Source organism: Frankia sp. Mgl5 (assembly GCF_023242985.1).
Classification (GTDB): Bacteria; Actinomycetota; Actinomycetes; order Frankiales; family Frankiaceae; genus Parafrankia; species Parafrankia soli.
Genome location: NZ_JALKFY010000807.1, coordinates 15,260 through 33,945 on the forward strand (window position 1 = coordinate 15,260; position 18,686 = coordinate 33,945).

At 74.2% G+C, this 18,686-nt stretch carries 14 protein-coding genes and 1 pseudogene; 5 read left to right on the forward strand and 10 right to left on the reverse strand.

Going from position 1 to position 18,686, the window contains the following annotated elements:
• Positions 1 to 75 precede the first annotated feature (75 nt).
• The 3 genes from MXD62_RS29775 to MXD62_RS29785 form a co-directional block, all read right to left on the reverse strand.
• On the reverse strand, positions 76 to 1,152 hold the full coding sequence (locus MXD62_RS29775; RefSeq protein WP_248832701.1) for a DUF5937 family protein: 1,077 nt from the start codon (positions 1,150 to 1,152) through the stop codon (positions 76 to 78).
• A gap of 26 nt (positions 1,153 to 1,178) precedes the next feature.
• Positions 1,179 to 2,423, reverse strand: a complete 1,245-nt coding sequence (locus MXD62_RS29780; protein WP_248832702.1) for an amidohydrolase — start codon at positions 2,421 to 2,423, stop codon at positions 1,179 to 1,181.
• A gap of 134 nt (positions 2,424 to 2,557) precedes the next feature.
• On the reverse strand, positions 2,558 to 3,976 hold the full coding sequence (locus MXD62_RS29785; RefSeq protein ID WP_248832703.1) for an amidase: 1,419 nt from the start codon (positions 3,974 to 3,976) through the stop codon (positions 2,558 to 2,560).
• 642 nt (positions 3,977 to 4,618) lie between these two features.
• Here MXD62_RS29785 and MXD62_RS29790 point away from each other — a divergent pair.
• Positions 4,619 to 5,686, forward strand: a complete 1,068-nt coding sequence (locus MXD62_RS29790; RefSeq protein WP_248832704.1) for a DUF2637 domain-containing protein — start codon at positions 4,619 to 4,621, stop codon at positions 5,684 to 5,686.
• A gap of 34 nt (positions 5,687 to 5,720) precedes the next feature.
• Here MXD62_RS29790 and MXD62_RS29795 read toward each other — a convergent pair whose 3' ends face one another.
• Positions 5,721 to 6,239: a MarR family transcriptional regulator gene (locus MXD62_RS29795; RefSeq protein ID WP_248832705.1), complete on the reverse strand. Its 519-nt coding sequence runs from the start codon at positions 6,237 to 6,239 to the stop codon at positions 5,721 to 5,723.
• Between the two features lie 152 nt (positions 6,240 to 6,391).
• Here MXD62_RS29795 and MXD62_RS29800 point away from each other — a divergent pair, with 152 nt between their 5' ends.
• Positions 6,392 to 7,906: an MFS transporter gene (locus MXD62_RS29800; protein WP_248832706.1), complete on the forward strand. Its 1,515-nt coding sequence runs from the start codon at positions 6,392 to 6,394 to the stop codon at positions 7,904 to 7,906.
• On the opposite strand, the gene MXD62_RS29805 is transcribed toward MXD62_RS29800, so the two are convergent.
• Both MXD62_RS29805 and MXD62_RS39915 read right to left on the reverse strand, forming a co-directional pair.
• Positions 7,907 to 9,271 (reverse strand): histidine kinase, encoded by a 1,365-nt coding sequence (locus MXD62_RS29805; RefSeq protein ID WP_248832707.1) that lies wholly within the window; start codon positions 9,269 to 9,271, stop codon positions 7,907 to 7,909.
• A 59-nt stretch (positions 9,272 to 9,330) separates the two neighbouring features.
• Positions 9,331 to 11,118 (reverse strand): sensor histidine kinase, encoded by a 1,788-nt coding sequence (locus MXD62_RS39915; protein WP_248832708.1) that lies wholly within the window; start codon positions 11,116 to 11,118, stop codon positions 9,331 to 9,333.
• Positions 11,119 to 11,594: 476 nt separating this feature from the next.
• Here MXD62_RS39915 and MXD62_RS29815 point away from each other — a divergent pair, with 476 nt between their 5' ends.
• Entirely contained in the window at positions 11,595 to 12,530 is a 936-nt protein-coding gene (locus tag MXD62_RS29815) for a cation diffusion facilitator family transporter (protein WP_248832709.1), read from the forward strand.
• A gap of 24 nt (positions 12,531 to 12,554) precedes the next feature.
• On the opposite strand, the gene MXD62_RS29820 is transcribed toward MXD62_RS29815, so the two are convergent.
• The 3 genes from MXD62_RS29820 to MXD62_RS41055 form a co-directional block, all read right to left on the reverse strand.
• On the reverse strand, positions 12,555 to 13,790 hold the full coding sequence (locus MXD62_RS29820) for a homoserine O-acetyltransferase (protein WP_248832710.1): 1,236 nt from the start codon (positions 13,788 to 13,790) through the stop codon (positions 12,555 to 12,557).
• On the reverse strand, positions 13,787 to 15,082 hold the full coding sequence (locus MXD62_RS29825) for a bifunctional o-acetylhomoserine/o-acetylserine sulfhydrylase (RefSeq protein WP_131626992.1): 1,296 nt from the start codon (positions 15,080 to 15,082) through the stop codon (positions 13,787 to 13,789). The genes MXD62_RS29820 and MXD62_RS29825 overlap by 4 nt, the downstream gene beginning before the upstream one ends.
• Before the next feature lie 411 nt (positions 15,083 to 15,493).
• On the reverse strand, positions 15,494 to 15,586 hold the full coding sequence (locus tag MXD62_RS41055; protein ID WP_338045467.1) for a putative leader peptide: 93 nt from the start codon (positions 15,584 to 15,586) through the stop codon (positions 15,494 to 15,496).
• A gap of 197 nt (positions 15,587 to 15,783) precedes the next feature.
• On the opposite strand from MXD62_RS41055, the gene MXD62_RS29830 reads away from it, so the two are divergent.
• Together MXD62_RS29830 and MXD62_RS29835 are read left to right on the forward strand one after the other, a co-directional pair.
• Entirely contained in the window at positions 15,784 to 16,989 is a 1,206-nt protein-coding gene (locus tag MXD62_RS29830; RefSeq protein ID WP_248832711.1) for an isopenicillin N synthase family oxygenase, read from the forward strand.
• A gap of 143 nt (positions 16,990 to 17,132) precedes the next feature.
• Positions 17,133 to 18,392 carry a bifunctional o-acetylhomoserine/o-acetylserine sulfhydrylase gene (locus tag MXD62_RS29835; RefSeq protein WP_041256229.1) on the forward strand — a complete coding sequence of 420 codons (1,260 nt, stop codon included), beginning with the start codon at positions 17,133 to 17,135 and terminating at the stop codon, positions 18,390 to 18,392.
• A 55-nt stretch (positions 18,393 to 18,447) separates the two neighbouring features.
• On the opposite strand, the pseudogene MXD62_RS29840 reads toward MXD62_RS29835, so the two are convergent.
• Positions 18,448 to 18,686 (reverse strand): annotated as a pseudogene (locus MXD62_RS29840) (hypothetical protein); the annotation flags it as partial.

Below are 18,686 nucleotides of genomic sequence, written 5' to 3' on the forward strand. Positions count from 1 at the left end.
CGTGGACCGGCTCGCGCCGGAACAACTGGTGAACCACGGCCGTCCCGGCGGGACGGCCCAGCGGCCGTGGGTGCCTCAGTACTGCAGGGCCGTCGCCAGATCTCGCCCGATGCGGCCGATTGCGCCGACGTCGAGCTCGTAGAGGACGTGCCGCCCGTGGCGCTCCATCCGCACCAGCCCCAGCTCGCGCAGGGCACGCAGATGGCGGGAGACCTGGGGGCGGGTCATCGTCAGCCGGTCCGCCAGGTCTGCGGTGGTCATGGCCTGCCGCGCGATCAGCCGGCACAGCCGCACCCGGCTCGGATCGGTGAGTGCCAGCAGACGGGCGCGGGCCAGGGTGACGCCGACCTCCGGCGCCTCGACCGGGAAGTGGACGACGGGGGGCAGGCCTGGCTCGTTCTTCACCAGCAGGTGCGGGGCACCGTAGCGGGTGGGGATGAGCAGCAGCGGGGTCCGGGCCGGGTTGATCACCGCGTGGTGCACCTTGTCGAAGACGACCCGGGCGGGGCCTGCCGACGGCGTGACGAGACGCGCGCTCGACGGGCTGAGCGAGACCAGGGCCGGCGCGGGCCCACCGTCGGCGAGCCGGCGCCGCACCAGGTGGGCGGCCCGGTCGAGCACGGGCGCGGTCTGCGCCCAGAGCCCGCCGAAGAACACCCGCCCGCACAGGTCGAGAAAGCGGAGGATGTCCGCGCGCAGCGCCTCCGGGTCACGCAGCAGGTCCTCGGCCAGGCCGAGGTGCGGCTCCGGCAGCCGGGCGGCGGCATGACGCAGCACGGCGGCCTGCCCCGGGTCGTGGCAGACCTGGCTGAAATCGAAGCCGTGGTACCCGCTGGCGCAGGCGTATGCGGTGAGCTCGGCGAACCGGTCGATCCCGAGGCCGGCCAGCGGCGCGGCGGCCGGGGATGGACCGTCGAGCCCCGGGTAGAAGGCGCGCCACCGCAGCGCCGTCCACAGCGGCGCGAAGCGGCCCAGCCCGGCGCGGAAGGCGGGCGGGGCGGTGCGGGTGACCTGGTCGGCCCAGGCCGCGTGCTCGGTGTGGTGCGCGGACCCGGTCAGCACATGCAGGCAGGCGGCCAGCTCCGCGAGCGGCGAGACGGCGACGCCGAACCGGCCGGGGGCGGCGCCGTCCAACACGATCACGACCGACATGGGCTGACTGTACGGAGGCTGGTCGATCAGTCCGTGCCACCCGTGGACACCGTCGTGAACTCCGCCCGTGCCGCCGCCAGCAGGCCCGGGTCGGTGAGCAGGCCGGTGACCACCCAGGCCAGCCCGGCCGCCGCGACCTGGGTGCGGTCGTGGGCGAACGCCGTGGCCGCCGCCTCGCGCAGTGCGTCGGAGTGACCGGGCGTACCGACCTCGGCGATCTGGATGTACGGGTGGATGACCGGCAGCAGCTGGGAGAGGTTGCCGATGTCGGAGGAGCCGGCGGGGCCGCGCGGGTCACCGGGCGCGATGTCCACACCCAGCGCGCGCACCGCCGCCGCGAACCGCTCGGCGAGCACCGTGTTGTCGCGGCGCTCCGCGTACAGCGGGCCGGTCTCGGTGACCTCCGCCGCCGTCCCGGTGGCGAGCGCCGCGCCCGCGGCCGCCGCGCGGACCCGCTCGACCAGTTCCTCGACCGAGGCTGCCGTGCCGTCCCGGACGTACAGGTCCACCGCGGCGTGGGCCGGGACGACGTTCGGGGCCTGGCCGCCGTCCGAGATGATGCCGTGCAGCCGGGCGCTCGGCGGGACGAACTGGCGCATCGTGTCGAGTGCGTTGAGGAACAGCTGGGCTCCCGCCAGCGCGCTGCGCCCCGACCAGGGCGAGAGGGCCGCGTGCGCGCTCGTCCCCGCGAACGCGACCCGCAGGTGGGCCGCGGCCAGCCCGGGCCGGCCGGTCAGCGACCGGTCACCGGGATGGAACATCACCGCCGCGTCGACGCCGTCGAAGACCCCGGCCTCGGCGAGCCGGATCTTGCCCGCGCCGCCCATCTCCTCACCGGGCGTGCCGATGACGGCGATCGTGCCGGGGTGGGCGGGCAGCGCGCGGACGGCCGCGATCGCCGCGCCCGCACCCCCGGCCGCGATGAGGTTGTGCCCGCAGCCGTGCCCGACACCAGGCAGCGCGTCGTACTCGGCGAGGACGGCGACGCACGGGCCGGGCTCCGCCCCCTCGTGCACGGCCACGAAGGCGGTGTCCAGGCCGCCCGCCGGCACCCGGACGGTGAAACCGGACTCCCCGAGCCAGCCGGTCAGCACGTCCCGGGCGTGAAACTCGGCGAACTTCAGCTCCGGCCGGGCGTGGATGGCCAGGCTCACCGCGTCCATCCGGGGCCGCAGCACGGCCAGCGCGGCCGAGATGCTCTCCAGCACGGACTCGATCGCCGGCCCGGCCGGCGCGGTGCGCGCGGTGGGTGAGGCGGACGTGGCGGGCATGAGGACTCCCCTCGTCGGGCACGAGCCGAAACGCCACGGGTGGTGACGATTCGTCGTGCTCGTCGAGACTGCGCCCGCCCGGACCCGGCCAGCCCCACGTTGCCGCGGCCCCGGTAACCCCGGCGCGGGACGGCTCAGCCGTGGCCGGCGTGCACCGCCGGGGTGCGGGGCGCCCAGGGCAGCGCCCGTTCGAGCTGGCCGGCGACCCGCAGCAGCAGGTCCTCCCGGCCGTGCGCGGCGACGAGCTGCACCCCGATCGGCAGCCCGTCGGCGCTCTCCCCGAGCGGCAGGCTGATCGCGGGCTGGCCGGCGATGTTGAACACGGCGGTGAAGGGCCCGTGATCGAACAGGGTCCGCAGCCAGCTCTCGACGGTGTGGCCGTCCTCGTCGTAGTCGAGCGTGCCGTGCGGCGCGGGCGGCCGTGCCAGGGTTGGCGTGACCAGCAGGTCGGTGTCCACGAAGAACCGGGCGACCGCCCGACTCACCCGTCCGGCCGCGTTCAGCCCGGCCACCAGGTCGACGGCGCGGCGCTCCCGGGCGGCGGCGATCATCACCCGGGAGACCGCCTCGAGCCGCTCGGCCGGCGGCTGCCGTGGGGCGAGCAGGAAGGGCGCCGCGGAGGCCACCGCCTCCGCCGCCACGGCGCTCACCACGCTCTCCCAGTCCAGGACGGGGCTGGCGACGTCGACGTGATGGCCGAGCCCGGCGAGGCACTCGGCGGCCCGCACGGCCGCCTGGGCGACCTCGCCGTCGACCGCGGCACCGGACCACGCCCGGGTGGTGACGGCCACCCGCAGCCGCCCCGGGTCGGCGGTGACCTCGTCGGCGTAGCGGCCGGCGGGCGGCGGGGCGGTGAACGCGTCGCCGAGCCCCGGGCCGGCGACGACGTCCAGGAGCCGGGCGGTGTCGCGGACCGTTCTGGTCAGGGCGAACTCGGAGAGCATCCCGAGCAGGCCCATCCCGGTGTCGGCGCCGACGGGGGTGCGCCCGCGGCTCGGCTTCAGCCCGACCAGCCCGCAGCACGACGCGGGGACACGCAGCGAGCCCGCGCCGTCGTTGCCGTGGGCCAGCGGAACCGCGCCGGCCGCGACAAGGCCCGCGGCGCCGCCGCTGGAGCCGCCGACCCCGCGGTCGAGGTTCCAGGGGTTGCGGGTCGGTCCGTACCGGACCGCCTCGGTGGCGAAGTTGAGGCCCAGCTCCGGCGCGGTCGTCAGGCCCATCGTGACCAGCCCAGCCGCCCGGAAGCGGGCCATGAGCTCGTGGTCCTCCTGGGCCGGCACACCCGGGCCGAGGGCACGGCTGCCGCAGTAGAAGGGAACTCCCCGGGCCATCGGGCCGATGTCCTTGATCAGGAACGGCACTCCGGTGAACGGGCCGTCCCCATGATCGAGCGCCGGGGTGAACAGCGGCGCGGCCAGCCCGTTGATCTTCTCGTTCACCGTCTTCAGGGCCCGCCGGGCGGCCTGTTCGACCTCGGCGGCGCTGACCTCGCCCCGGCTGATCAGCCCGCTCAGGCCGACCCCGTCATGGCATGCGTATTCGTGAGTCTCCATCGATCTTTCCTGTTCGGAGGCAGGGGGCATCGGCGGCCGACCCCGTCCGGGCACCGGCCGCGAGGTTGATCGTTTCGATGGCGACTCAGGCTCGCATGCGGCGCAGCATCCCCCCTCCGGCCGGCCGCCGTCCATTGGGTTTCCGGCTGGCAGCGGGGCAGCGGGCCCGCTCGAACGGCGCTACCCGGAGTACGTCACCCGGAGTACTTCGTCGGCACGCGGAACGTCAGGAAAACACCGGGTGGAAATCCCGGGAAAACGTCGCCGGTATGCGCTCGCCGGTATTCCGGGCCGGGGGCGCGGTGTTCGGACGGCCGTTCATCGAGCGGGCACCGGCGCGACAGCGGGCGTTCGACCCCACGTCCCCAGCGTCGGCGAGGGCGGCCCGGCTGCCCTGACCCCGCGCGGAAACCTGCTGGTCACGATGCTCGTACAGGCTCGCGGGAGACGCCGCGGGCGGTCGCCGGAACAGGTACTCCCGCGGAGTTTCGCAGGGAAACCTGACGGTCACCCTTTGGAGCCCCACCCCGGCACCACGGTGCATAAGAACCGTACGTGCCGTTCGCAACTTCCGTCTCGTGTGCGATGGTTTGTGTCGAGAGGTTCCGGAACTGTTATTGACGGGCTGAAAAGGTGATCGGTGTGGTCGACGGACGTCCGGCGCAGGAGGCTCGGCGGGCCGGAGGCCGGGCGGAACGGGCCATCCGGATCACCACCGTGATCGCGGTGGCCACGGTCGCGGCCGTGGCGGGTTTCGTCTCCTACCGCCACATGCGCGGCGTCGCCCTGCAGTACGGCGAGGACGCGATGACCTCGGCCGTTCTCCCGTTCAGCGTGGACGGGCTGATCGTGGCCGCGTCGATGACGATGCTGGCCGACCGGCGGGCCGGCCGGCGGCGGTCCTGGCTGTCCTACACGCTGCTGATGCTGGGGGCGTGCGCGTCGCTGGCGGCGAACGTCCTGCACGCCGAGCCGACCACCGCAGCCCGGATCATCGCCGGCTGGCCTCCGCTGGCGCTGCTCGGCTCGTACGAGCTGCTCATGCGCCAGATCCACCCGACCAGCCGGCGGACAGCCCGCCAGCAGGCCGCCGCCGCCGCGGCGCCGCCCGACGTCCCGGCTGTCGCTCCCCAGGCTGATGGCCCAGCTGCCGGTGGGCAGCCGGGCGGTGGGCAGCCGGTTCCGGCGCCGGGGTCCATTCCGCCGCAGCGGCAGCGGATGCCCGCCGTCGGCGGCGACTTCCCGGCTGGCACCCCCACTCCCGCCGCGACAGCTCCCGCTGCGGCCGTCAGCGCTGTGACCGACAGCGCGGTGGCGGTGGTCGACCTCTCGGTGACCGCACCCATGGTCACGCCCGCCCCCGCGACGGCACAGGCCCTCGACCCGGCAGACGGGCCGGCGTCCACGGCCGGGGCCGGCTCCGCCGGCGGAGTGGACACCGCGGACTCCTCGGTGAAGCGCGAGGCGATCATTCGCGCGCTGGACGAGACCGGCGGTTCGGCGACCGCGGCGGTCACCCTGCTCGGCCGGTGGGGCATCACGGTGAGCAAGAGCTGGGTGTACCAGGTGCGCAAGGAGACCCGGCACGCCGACGTGCAGACCGGCCCGCTGCTCATGCCCACGCACCGCGCCCACCCTGCCAGCCGTGGGCGGCGGCGCGGCATGGCGCCCGACCGGCCGCTCGTGGCACCGACGACGACCAGGGGCTGACGCCCGCCCTTCGCCGCCCCGTGCTCCGGGATACCTAGAGGGCGCGCAGCAGCACGCGCAACGCCTGGTCGAACTGCTCCCGCTGCTCAGCCGTGAGGTGGTGCGCCAGCCGCGCGATGTTGGCGGCGTGCCCGGTGAACGCGGTATCGATGACGGCGAGGCCCTTGTCGGTCAGCCCGACCCGGAAGCTGCGCCGGTCGTCGGGATCCAGGTTGCGCTTCACCAGGCCGGCGGCCTCCAGGCGGTCGAGCCGGTTCGTGATGCCGGCGCGCGACATCATCAGCGACGCGGAGAGCTGCGAGGGGATCAGCACGCACGGCGGGCCGGTGCGGCGCAGCGTGGCGAGCACGTCGAACTCGCCGGGAGTCAGGCCGTGCTTGTCCAGCTCGTCGTCCATGCTCGCGGTGAGCCCGGCGATGAACATCTTCATCCGGGCGAACATCCCCATCGCGCTCAGATCAAGGTCGGGGCGCTCGCTCTGCCACTGCTCGACGATGCCGTCGATCTGGTCGGGCTCCGCCCCACTGATGCACGCGTCCGTACCGCCGTCCATGCAATGAGCTTATTTGATCATCGATCGTTCGACCAGAAATAATTCGAGCCTGTACTATCAGGCCGCGTACTATTCGACAGCGAACCAGATGCCGGGCCGCTCCCGGTGACCACCTCGACTGACAGCAACCACCGGACACGAGGAGATCTTCCGTGACCGTTTCCACCGACGTCGTCGGCGACGGGCACCCGCCCGCCGCGGTCGGGTCACCAGGGGCGAGTAGCCAGCTCGACCCGCGACGCTGGCTGGCGCTCAGCATCATCGCGGTCGCCCAGCTCATGGTCGTGCTCGACGCGTCGATCGTGACGATCGCCCTCCCGCACGCCCAGAGCGACCTGGGCATCTCCACCGCCAACCGGCAGTGGGTCATGACCGCCTACACCCTGGCGTTCGGCGGCCTGCTCCTGCTCGGCGGGCGCATCGCCGACTTCCTCGGACGCAAGAGGATCTTCATCTGGGGGCTGGTCGGCTTCGCGGCCGCCTCGGCGCTGGGCGGCGCCGCCCCCAACGCCGAGTTCCTTTTCGCGGCCCGTGCCCTGCAGGGTGCCTGCGCGGCGCTCCTCGCCCCGGCGGCACTCTCCCTCATCACCGTCACGTTCACCGAGGGCAAGGAGCGCGCCCGCGCGTTCGGTGTCTACGGCGGGATCTCCGGTGGCGGCGCGGCGATCGGGCTCATCGTCGGCGGGCTGCTCACCGAGTACGCGTCCTGGCGCTGGTGCCTGTTGGTCAACGTCCCGATCGCCCTCGCCACCGCCGCGGCCGCGCTGCCCATCGTGCGGGAGAGCAAGGCCGAGGGCACGCCGAGCTACGACATCCCCGGCGCGGTGACCGTCACCGCCGGTCTGCTCGCGCTCGTGTACGGGTTCACCGTCGCGGCCGACGACGGCTGGGGCTCGGCGACCACGATCGGCCTGCTCGCCGGCGCGGTGGCGCTGCTCGCGGTGTTCGTCGTGATCGAGATGCGCACGGCCGCCCCGCTGCTGCCGATGCGCGTGCCATTGGAGCGCAACCGAGGCGGCTCCTTCCTGGCGTCGCTGCTCATCGGCGGCGGCCTGTTCGCGATGTTCCTGTTCCTCACCTTCTACTTCCAGTCGACGCTCGGGTACAGCGCGCTGCGCAGCGGCTTCGCCTTCCTCCCGTTCAGCGCGGGCATCATCCTCTCGGCCGGTCTGGCCAGCCAGTTCCTCCCCCGGGTGGGGCCGACGATACTGATGATCATCGGTACCGCGCTGGCTGCCGGCGGGCTGGTCCTGCTCAGCCAGATCGGGGCGGACTCCAGCTACGCGGCCCACGTCCTGCCCGCCGAGGTCCTGATCAGCCTCGGGATGGGCCTCGCGTTCGTCCCGATGTCCAGCGTCTCCCTGCTGGGGGTCGCCGACCACGACGCCGGTGTGGCGAGCGCGCTGGTCAACACCACCCAGCAGGTCGGCGGGTCACTCGGCGTCGCGCTGCTGAACACCGTGTACGCGACGGCGGTCTCGGACTACCTGGGCTCGCACGGCACCGGCGCGGCCGCGCAGCGGCAGGCGGCCATCGAGGGCTACACCACGTCGTTCGTATGGAGCGCCGTGCTCGTGGGGATCGCCCTGGTCGCGGTGATCCTGCTGGTCCGTGCGGGCCGGGACGACGTCCCCGCGGTCGACGGGGTGCCCGTCCACGCCGGATGATCACGCCCACGGGCTCAGGCCACGCCCCAGGTCGCGGACCTCCTGGTTCGCGGCGAGCAGGCCCTCGTGCAGCCGCCGCAGCACGGTCCGCGCCGCGACCGGGTCGGCCGCCGCAGCGTCCTCGGCCGCGGCGGCGGCCCGCTCGAGGTCGGCGAGCCGCCGCTGCATCCCGTCGTGGAGGTCGCGGGCCATCCGGCGGCGCTGCGCGGCCTGCGCGTCGGCCTCGCGCAGGTGCGCCTCCCGCGTCTCGACCAGCCGGGCCCGGACGGCGACCTGCAGCTGGGCGTTCTCCAGCGCGAGGCGCCCGGCCCGCAGCGCCGCGTCGGTGAACGCACCGTGATGGCCGAGCGCGGGATCACCCGTCACCACGGCGAGCGGCTCGCCATCCCGGGTGCGGACGTCTCGCGTCCAGCGGGGACCGCGCGGTTCCACCGGGGCGACGGCCGGCCGGCCGTCCACGTCGACATACCCCGCGCCGCCGGGCAACCGGAAGTGCACCTCGACCGTCGGGTCGTGCAGGACGGCACGCAGCGCGTCGCGGACGCTGCGCACGGTCGCCGGCGCGGCGAGACGGAGCACCCGGTCGGCGGCGGTGGCCACGCCGAGCGCGCGGCGGCCGGTGGCGACCACCAGCATCGCCGGGAACACCGACAGAACAGCGCCCTGCGACGCGACCGCCCCCAGCACCCGGCTCAGGTCATCGGCCTCGATGGCCGGTGCCAGCAGGGCCGCGCCGGCCATCGCCACGCCCACCGCGAGCAGCACCAGCGGCGCGACGGCGCGCTCCGGGCCGCGCACCCGCCGGAGCCGTCGGATCAGCAGGACCGCGAAACCGACCGCGAGCAGCGGGTTGACCACCTGGTACGCGTCGCTGATCGCGCCGAAGACGTCCTCGTCGGCCAGGGGCGCGGGCCACCAGACGTCCGGGGCGTACCCGTTCCACTCGGGCCGCGAGGCGAGGATGCTCCACAGCATCAGCGGCCCGAGCACGATCGCCGCCAGCACCAGGATCGCCCGGTCGGCCCGCCCGATGAACCGCCCGTCGGGGTAGAGCAGCAGCGCGGTGCCGAACAGCAGGTAGAACTGGCAGCTGCCGGCGATGCCCAGCAGCGGCAGCACGCCGGTGTCCCAGCTCATCGTCCACGTCGTGAGCCAGGCGAGACCGGCCCCGGCGAGCAGGACGCCGGTGCGCCGCAGCAGCGCCGACCCGGCCAGCAGGACGCCGGCGGTGGTCAGCGAGCCGGCGACGAGAATGTTCAACGCCGCCAGCGCGGGCTCGTGACGCAGGTAGGGCCAGCCGGCGCAGAGCGTTCCCGCGGCGACCGCGGCACCGGCGCCCACCGCCGGCAGCAGCGGACGCGCCACCGCCCACCCCCGCCGGACCAACCGTGCCAACGGGTGCGCCACGTGCCCCGGGCGCGGCGTCAGCGCGCACCGCCGACGGGGACGCTGACGAGTACCGTCGTCCCTGCACCGGGCGGGCTGGTCAGCAGCATGCTGCCGCCCGCGGCGTCGACCCGGTCCCGCAGGCCGGCCAGGCCCCCGGCGGTGCCGGCCGCGGCGCCGCCGCGGCCGTCGTCGCGGACCTCGGCCTCGAGCCGGGCCTCACCGCCGGTCAGCCGCACCCACACTGCGCCGGCCCCGGAGTGCTTCACCACGTTCGCCAGCGCCTCGCAGACCGCGAAGTACACCGTGCGCTCGGCGAGGTCGCCGTAGGGGGCGGTGCCGGTGAGCTCGACGCGCAGGTCCACGGGCAGCCCCAGGCGGCCGGCCGCCTCCCGGACCGCCCCGGCCAGGCCGGCGGTACGCAGGATCTCCGGGTCCAGACCGCGGGCGACGTTGCGGACCTCCGCGTTCGCCGCCAGCAGCCCCGCCCGGATGTCCCGGAACACCGATGCCGTGCTGTCCGGATCGTCCTCGGTGGACCACTCCGCCGCGCTCGCCGACATCGCCAGCGCGAGCAGGCGTTGCTGCACACCGTCGTGCAGGTCACGCGCGATGCGGTTGCGCTCGGCGGCCTCGGCCTCCTCGACGCGCCGCTGGGCGGCCCGGGTCTCCACCAGCTGCGCCTGGATGGCGACCTGGAGCTGCGCGTTCTGCAGCGCCAGCCGCGCGGCCCGCAGCGCGGCCTCGGTGAACGGCACGTGCCGAAGCAGCAGCGGCCCGCCGGTCACCACCGCGAGCCGCTCCCCCGAGGTCACCGTCACCTCCTGGCGCCAGGCCTGCGGCCGCCCGTCCGGGTCGGCCGCCTCCCCGTCGACGTCGACGAAACGATGCTCCTCGGGCAGCCAGAAGAAGACGTCCACGGTGCCGTCGCGCAGCACGCTGCGCAGCGCGTCCCGGACGGCGCCGACCGTCGCCGGTCCGCCGCCGAGACGCAGCATGCGATCGGCCGCCGTCGCCGCGGCGACGGCGCGCCGCACCATCGCGACGAGCAGCGCGAGCGGGAACACCGCCAGCGCGGCGCCCTGCGCGGCGATACCGTCGGCGACGTGCCCAGGCCGGTGGTTCTCCAGCGTGGGTGACAGCGCCGCCAGGCAGAGCCCGACGACGCCCAGCACGGCGAACGCGGGCGCGATCAGCGAGCGCTCAAGCCCGTAGAGCCGGGCGCAGCGCCGCACGAGCAGGCCGACGAACACCACCGCGAGCACCGGGTTGGTGACCGTGTAGAGGTCGCCGACGAACCCGAACACGGCCTCGTCGGGCAGCAGGGACGGCCAGCGGACCTCCGGCGCGAACCCGTTCCACTCCGGTTCGGCAACGATGATCGCCACCACGGCCAGCGGGCCGAACGCCACGGTGGTGGCCATGGCCGCCCACCAGTCCGCCCGTCCGGTGAGCCGCCCGTCCGGGTAGAGCAGCACCCCCCAGCCGAGCACGACGAAGAACAGCGCGTTCGCGAACAGGCCGATCGCCGGAAGCGGTCCGACCTCCCGGCACAGCAGCCAGGTGGTGGCCCGGCACAGCCCGGCCGCGATGGCGAGCAGACCGGTGCGGCGCAGCACGGCGAGGCTGGCGAGCAGGATCCCGGAGGTGACGAACGCGCCGGTCACGAAGGCGTTGACCGCGGCCGCCGCGGGCTCGGCACGCCAGTACGGCCATCCGGCGGCGAGGGCGAGACCGCCCGCCACCGCGCCGAGCACGAGGGCCGCCGACGATAACCGGTACCGGCCCCAGCGGTCCGTTGCCGGGCCGATCACGATCGTCGACACGGATCCCCTCCGCCGGCCGCCACGTGGCGTGGGCGGCTGTGCAGTTACGCGTTCACAGCGCGGTCACCGAAGCCGCCGCTCTGCGTGGCGATCGTCGCACGCTCACGGACAGCCACGGCCGCCGGGGATCACGCACCGCCCGGCCGGGGGACGACTGATCGACCAACTGGGGGTCACAACGACGCTCGCCCGGAGCCCACCCCCGACACACCAGAGGAATGGTCGCAGAAGCGAAATGCTTGCACCTGCGGCATCGAGCTTTCCGCCTTGTAGCCGCAATATTGTTTTCGTGTCACGGTATTCGCGTGAAGGACTTCAGCCCACCGAATCCAGCTCCGGAAAATGCGGCGAACGACGATCGGGCACACCATTCGCGCGGCGCCGTCCACGGGCACGGGCACGGGTCACGGCACCGCGGCTGGGAGCGGCTGCGTCTCCCGCACCCCCACCGCCACTCGCACGGCCGGTCCGGCCGGATGGACGCGGAGGCCGCGTCCGCGGAGGGGATACGGGCGCTGCGGAACTCCCTGGTGATCCTCGGTGTCACGGCCGTCTGTCAGCTCGTCGTTGTCCTGCTCTCCGGGTCGGTGGCCCTGCTCGGAGACACCATCCACAACGCCGCGGACGCGCTGACCGCGCTTCCCCTCGCGGTCGCGTTCTGGCTGGGCCGGCGGCCGGCGACCCGCCGGTTCACCTACGGGTACGGCCGTGCGGAGGACCTGGCCGGCATCGCGGTGGTGCTCGTCATCGCCGCGTCCGCGGGGGTGGCCGCATACGAGGCGGTGGACCGGCTGATCCATCCGCGGGACGTGTCGCATCTGCCGGCGGTGGCGGTGGCCGGCCTGCTCGGATTCATCGGCAATGAATGGGTCGCCCGCTACCGGATCGAAACAGGCCGGAGAATCGGGTCGGCGGCACTGGTCGCCGACGGGCTGCACGCCCGCACGGACGGATTCACCTCGCTGGCCGTGCTGATCGGCGCCGGCGGAGTCGGGCTGGGCTGGCAGCTGGCGGACCCGCTGATCGGCCTCATGGTCACGGTCGCGATCCTCGCGGTGCTGCGGGACGTGGTCCGGGAGGTCTACGAGCGCCTGATGGATGCCGTTGATCCCGGGTTGGTCGACGCGGCGGAGGCCGCGCTGGCTGCGACGTCCGGGGTACGCGGGGTCGGCGCGCTGCGGCTGCGGTGGATCGGCCACCAGCTCCGCGCCGAGGCCGACATCCTCGTGGACGAGCACCTGACCGTCGTCGACGCGCACGCGATCGCGGTGGAGGCCGAGCACTCCATGATCCACGCCGTCTCCCGACTGACCGCGGCGACGGTCCACACGGATCACGCGTCCACCGCGTCGTCGGGCGGCAGGCACGAGGCTTTGGCCCACCACCTCCATCAGGTCGGACCCGCCGGATAGCGGCACGAAGGCCGCCCGGGGCGATCAGCACGTCGCGGCGGGGGCGAGCGCGTCGCGGACGACCCGGCCGACGGCGGCCGTCTCGAGCAGGAAGCCGTCGTGACCCGACGCGGATGGGACGAGGCGCAGCTCGGTGCCCAGGTGGCGGGCGAGCTCGGCCTGCAGGCGCGGCGGGTAGAGGCGGTCACTGTCGATGCCGGCGACCGTCACCGGGACGGGGCAGGCCCGCAGCGCCGCCGGCACGCCGCCACGGCCGCGGCCGGCGTCCTGGCTCATCATCGCCGCGGTCAGCGTGAGGTAACTGCCGGCGTCGAAACGGTGCGCCAGCTTCGCCCCGTGATGCTCGACGTAGGACGCGGCGGCGTAGCGGCCGTCCGCCTGCACCGCGTTGCCGAACCGGTGGGCCAGCTCGCGCTCGCTGCGGTAGCTGACCTGCCCCATCTGCCGGGCCAGGCCCAGCCCGACATGCGGCCCGCCCCCGGGCGGGCGGTCGTGGTAGTCACCGCCGTGCCAGTTCGGGTCGGCGCGGATCATCGCGAGCTGGGTGGCGTAGAGCGCGATCTGTTCGGCGGTCGCCGCCGCTCCGCAGGCGATCACGACGGCGCGCCGTACCCGGGCGGGGAACGCCAGCGCCCATTCCAGCGCCCTCATCCCGCCCATCGAGCCGCCGATGACGGCCGCCCACCGGCCCACGCCGAGCTCGTCGGCCAGCAGGGCCTCCGCCCTGACCTGGTCGCCGACGGTGATCTCCGGCCAGCGGCCGCCCCAGGGACGTCCGTCGGATGCGGCGGAGGCCGGGCCCGTCGTGCCCTGACAGCCGCCGAGGACGTTCGGGCAGACGACGAAGAACCGGTCGGTGTCGAGGACTGCGCCCGGCCCCACCAGCCCACCCCACCAGCCCGGGGTCGGATGCCCCGGCCCGGCGCCGCCGGCGGCGTGACTGTCGCCGGTGAGCGCGTGCAGCACCAGCACGGCGTTACCCGCGTCGGGCGCGAGCGCGCCCCACGTCTCGTAGGCGATCGTCACCTCGGGCAGCGAACCACCGCGTTCCAGGGTCAGCGGGCCGGCCGACCTGACGAACCGGCGATCTCCCACCGGGTCGCCGGGGCGCCACGCGGCCGACGCCGGCGGCGGCGGCGGCGACGGCGACGGCGGTGCCGGTGCCGGTGCCGGTGCCGCCGCCGGCCGCGGACCCGACGGTGGCCGTGGTGGCGGCGCCGGCTGGCTGGCTGGCGCGGCGTCCTGACGCTGGTCGGTCATCCGGACTTCGCGGCCCGGAAGCCCGCGTCGAGGTCGGCGAGGATGTCGTCGATGCCCTCGATGCCCACCGACAGCCGGATCAGGTCGGGGGTGACCCCGGTCGCCGCCTGCTCGGCGTCGGTGAGCTGCGAGTGGGTGGTCGTCGCCGGGTGGATGACCAGCGAACGGACGTCGCCGATGTTGGCGAGGTGGCTGAACAGCTCCAGACCCTCGACGAACTTCCGGCCCGCCGCCGCACCGCCCTCGATACCGAACGCCAGCACGGCGCCCGCGCCGCGGGGCAGGACTCGGCTCGCCCGCTCGTACCACGGCGAACCGGCCAGCTTCGGGTAGGCGACCCAGCTCACCTCGTCGCGCGCCCGCAGCCACTCGGCGACCCGCTGGGCGTTGGCGCTGTGCCGCTCCATCCGCAGTGACAGCGTCTCCAGGCCCTGCAGGAACAGGAAGGAGTTGAGCGGCGCGACGGCCGGGCCGAGGTCGCGCAGGAGCTGCACCCGGGCCTTGGCGATGTAGCTGCCGTGACCGAGGGCGTCCCAGTAGACCAGGCCGTGGTAGCTCGGGTCGGGGGTGGTGAAGTTCGCGAACCGCCCGCTGGCGCCGTAGTCGAACCGGCCGCTGTCGACGATGATCCCGCCGATCGAGGTGCCGTGGCCGCCGATGAACTTGGTCGCCGAGTGCACGACGATGTCGGCGCCGTGCTCGAACGGCCGGTACAGGTAGGGCGTCGCCAGGGTGTTGTCGATGATCAGAGGTATCCCGGCCTCGTGCGCGACGGCCGCGACGCCCTCGGTGTCGAAGACGTCCCCGCGCGGGTTGCCGATCGTCTCGCCGTAGAAGGCCCGCGTCTCGGGGCGTACCGCGGCCCGCCAGGCGTCAAGGTCGTCCGGGTTGTCGACGAACGACACCGAGACGCCGAACTTGGGCAGCGTGTAGTGGAACAGGTTGTAGGTACCGCCGTAGAGGTTCGCGGAGCTGACGATGTGGTCGCCGGCCTCGGCCAGGTTGAGGATCGCCAGCGTCTCCGCCGCCTGCCCCGATGCCGTGGCGAGCGCGCCGATCCCGCCTTCGAGGGCGGCGACGCGCTGCTCGAAGACGTCCTGGGTGGGGTTCATGATCCGGGTGTAGATGTTGCCCGGCTCGCCGAGCGCGAACAGCGCGGCCGCGTGGTCGGTGTCGCGGAAGACGAAGCTCGTCGTCTGGTAGATCGGGACGGCTCGCGCACCGGTCGTCGGATCGGGCTGGGCGCCCGCGTGGATCTGCTGCGTCTCGAACGACCAGTTCGACTCGGTCATGGCGGAAGTCCCCCTCTGGCGGTGGTGGCACGGCGGAGCCTGGTTCGGGGTGGTTCTCGGACGGCGGCGTGGACGGGGGGCCTCACGGGGTGCGCCACGCCCATCTCATGGCCTGGCCGGCCCCCCGGCGCACATCCGTTGGTCGCGGCCGGGTGGCCGTTCGGCACCTCGGCCCGGGGCCGGAAGAAGGATGCCCCGCCCGGAGCGGAATGGCGCGGATACACGCCGCGCCGCCACCACTCCGCCGGGTCATGGCCTGGCAGCGCGTCGGCCGAGCGGCCCCGCTCGCAGTGCGGGTCACGGCGGTGCCGGACCACACGTACCGGACGGCGGGCGCCACCGGACGGATGCGTGCGGCCCGCGGGAGCAGCGCGAGCGTGGGAGCGAGGTGTCGCGCTCGCCCGGCGGGAACTAGCCGAGCGGCCGGCCGCCGGTACAGGCGGCCGAGGTGACGCGGAGCAGATCGATGTACTCCCGACGCACCAGCATCAGCGGAGTCGACATGCCCGAACCGAAACACGCCGGATACCGGGCCGACAACACCCGTCCAACGTGTCCCACGCCACACTCCCATGTGTTATCAACCAAATACCGAACGTCCCGCAGACCCACGACCTCGCCCTTCACAGAAAACCACTTCTCCGATCGGGAAAGCTAGTAAAGTCCCGCCGACGCGTCCCGCCCGGAGCAGGGAGGCTCGCATGCCCGACTCCCCCGCTCGTCCACGCGCCGCGAGTGCGGGTGCCGCGCGGCTCCCCGTCCTCGACCTGCGCGACTACACCGCGCCGGACGGCCGTGCCGACCGCCGGGACTTCCTCGACGCGCTGCGCGCGGCCTGCCGCGATCCGGGCTTTCTCCAGCTGACCGGACACGGCGTACCTTCCGGCCTCACGGAACGGATCATCGCGGTGAGCCGCGCGTTCTTCGACCTGCCGCTCGCCGCCAAACTCGAGATCGAGAACGTCCACTCCCCGCACTTCCGCGGCTACACCCGCCTCGGGCACGAGATCACCCGGGGCAGGCCGGACCTCCGCGAGCAGATCGACATCTCCGACGAGCGGCCGGCCCGCGTCCTCGGGCCGGACGACCCGCCCTACCTGCGTCTGGACGGGCCCAACCAGTGGCCGGCGGCGCTGCCGGAGCTGCGCGTGGCCGTCCTCGCCTACCTGGCCGAGCTTGGGCGCGTCGCGCGGGTGCTGGTGCGCGCGCTCGCCGAATCGCTGGGGCTGCCGCCCGACCATCTGGACCCGACCTTCTCCGCCGAGCCCCGCTCCCACCTGAAGCTGCTGCGCTACCTGCCGACCCCCGCCGGCAGCGCCACCGGACACGACGCCGCCGAGCCCGACGCCGCCGCGGACGGCCAGAACGTCGACCAAGGCATCGGCCAGGGCGTCGGCGCGCACAAGGACGGCGGCTTCCTGACCTTCGTCCTGCAGGACGGCGTCCGCTCAGCCCGCCAGGACGGCGCCCACCCGGCCCCCCGCTCCCCCACGGGCCCGTCCGGCCTGCAGGTCGCCGACGGCGCGGGCGGGTGGATCGAGGCCGCCGCGGTGCCTGGCGCGTTCGTGGTGAACATCGGCGAGATGTTCGAGCTGGCCACCCGGCGTTACTACCGGGCAACCGTCCACCGGGTCGTGAGCCCACCACCAGGCCACGAGCGGGTGTCCGTGGCGTTCTTCTTCGGGCCACGGCTGTCGGCCACCCTCGAACCCATGCCGCTGCCCGACACCCTCCTCGCGGAGATCCCCGACGCCGAACCACCCGACCCGGAGAACCCGATCTTCGCCCAGCACGGGACGAACACCCTGAAGAGCTGGCTGCGCAGTCATCCCGAGGTGGCCCGCCGCCACTACGCCGACGTGGCACCCCCGGCGGGCGTGGCGCCGGCGGCCGGAGGCGGCGCGTGACCGACACCATCGGCGCTTCCCCGGCCCGCCAGAACACCGCCGCGCCGGCAGGCCAGAAGGCCGTCACGCCGGCGCCCCGCGAGACGGGCGAGCCGGGGCGGCCGGCGGCGGGCACGCCGGACTGGTCGTTCGAGACCCGGCAGATCCACGCCGGGACCCGCCCCGATCCCACGACCGGGGCCCGCGCGGTGCCGATCTACCAGAGCACCTCGTTCGTGTTCCCGGACGCGGCCTATGCCGCCGGTCTGTTCGCCCTCACCGAGACGGGTTTCACCTACACGCGGGTGGTGAACCCGACGCAGGACGCCCTCGAGCAGCGCGTCGCCGACCTCGAGGGCGGTGTCGCCGCCCTGGCGACAGCCAGCGGGCAGGCCGCGCAGACCCTGGCCGTCCTCAACCTCGCCTCCGCCGGCGACCACCTGGTGTCGTCCGCGTCGCTCTACGGCGGAACGTACGCCCTGTTCCGCCACACCCTGGCCGACCTGGGCATCGAGACCACGTTCGTCGACGACCCGGACGACCTCGACGCCTGGCGCGCGGCGATCCGGCCGAACACCGCGGCGTTCTACGGCGAGACGATCGGCAACCCGCGCGGGAACGTCCTCGACATCGCCGGCGTCGCGGGGGTCGCGCACGAGGCCGGGATACCGCTGCTCGTCGACAACACGCTGGCCTCGCCCTACCTGGCCCGCCCACTCGAGCATGGGGCTGACGTCGTGCTGCACTCGGCCACGAAGTTCATCGGCGGGCACGGGACGTCCATCGGCGGGATCATCGTCGACGGCGGCCGGTTCGACTGGGGCAACGGGCGCTACCCGCGGTTCACCGAACCGGACCCGGCCTACGACGGCCTGGTGTTCCTCGACGCCTTCCCCGAGACGGCCTTCATCCTGCGGGCCCGCGCGCGGTTGCTGCGCGACCTCGGCCCCGCGCTGGCGCCGATGAACGCGTTCCTGCTGTTGCAGGGCCTGGAGACGCTGTCGCTGCGGATGGAGCGGCACAGCGCCAACGCGCTGCGCGTCGCCGAGTGGCTGGCCGCGCGCGACGAGGTCGGCTGGGTGGCCTACCCGGGGCTGCGCTCCAGCCCGTGGCACGCCGCGGCGGCGCGTTACCTGCCGCGCGGCACCGGGGCGGTGGTCGCGTTCGGCCTGCGCGGCGGGGCGGCGGCCGGGCCCGCGTTCATCGAGGCGCTGGAGCTGCACAGCCACCTGGCGAACGTCGGCGACGTTCGCTCGCTGGCCATCCACCCGGCGTCCACCACGCACGCGCAGCTGCGCGAGGACGAACGGCTCACCAGCGGGGTGTCCGCCGACCTGGTCAGGCTCTGCGTCGGCCTCGAGGGCGTGGACGACATCCTCGCCGACCTCGACGGGGCGTTCCGCGCGATCGCGGGACCCGCCTGAGACATCCGTGTGGACGCCCGCGTGCCGACGGGCGTCCACACGGCACACCGGCGGGTCAGGGCGCTCCCGGGGAGAACCGCCGCCCGTCGCAGCGGGTGTTCGCCGCCGCCGGGAGCCGCGGTTCCGGGATGGCGCAGCTGAAGGTGGTGGACGGGCCCAACGGCTCCGCGGAGAGCTCGTAGACCGCCATCAGCTTCCCGGTCGGGTCCAGGCCGTAGCCCCGGTCGGTCGGGGACGTGGCCCCCGCCGGGGCGGGCGACCGGGTGGCCGGGGCCCGGGGCGACCCCCCACGGG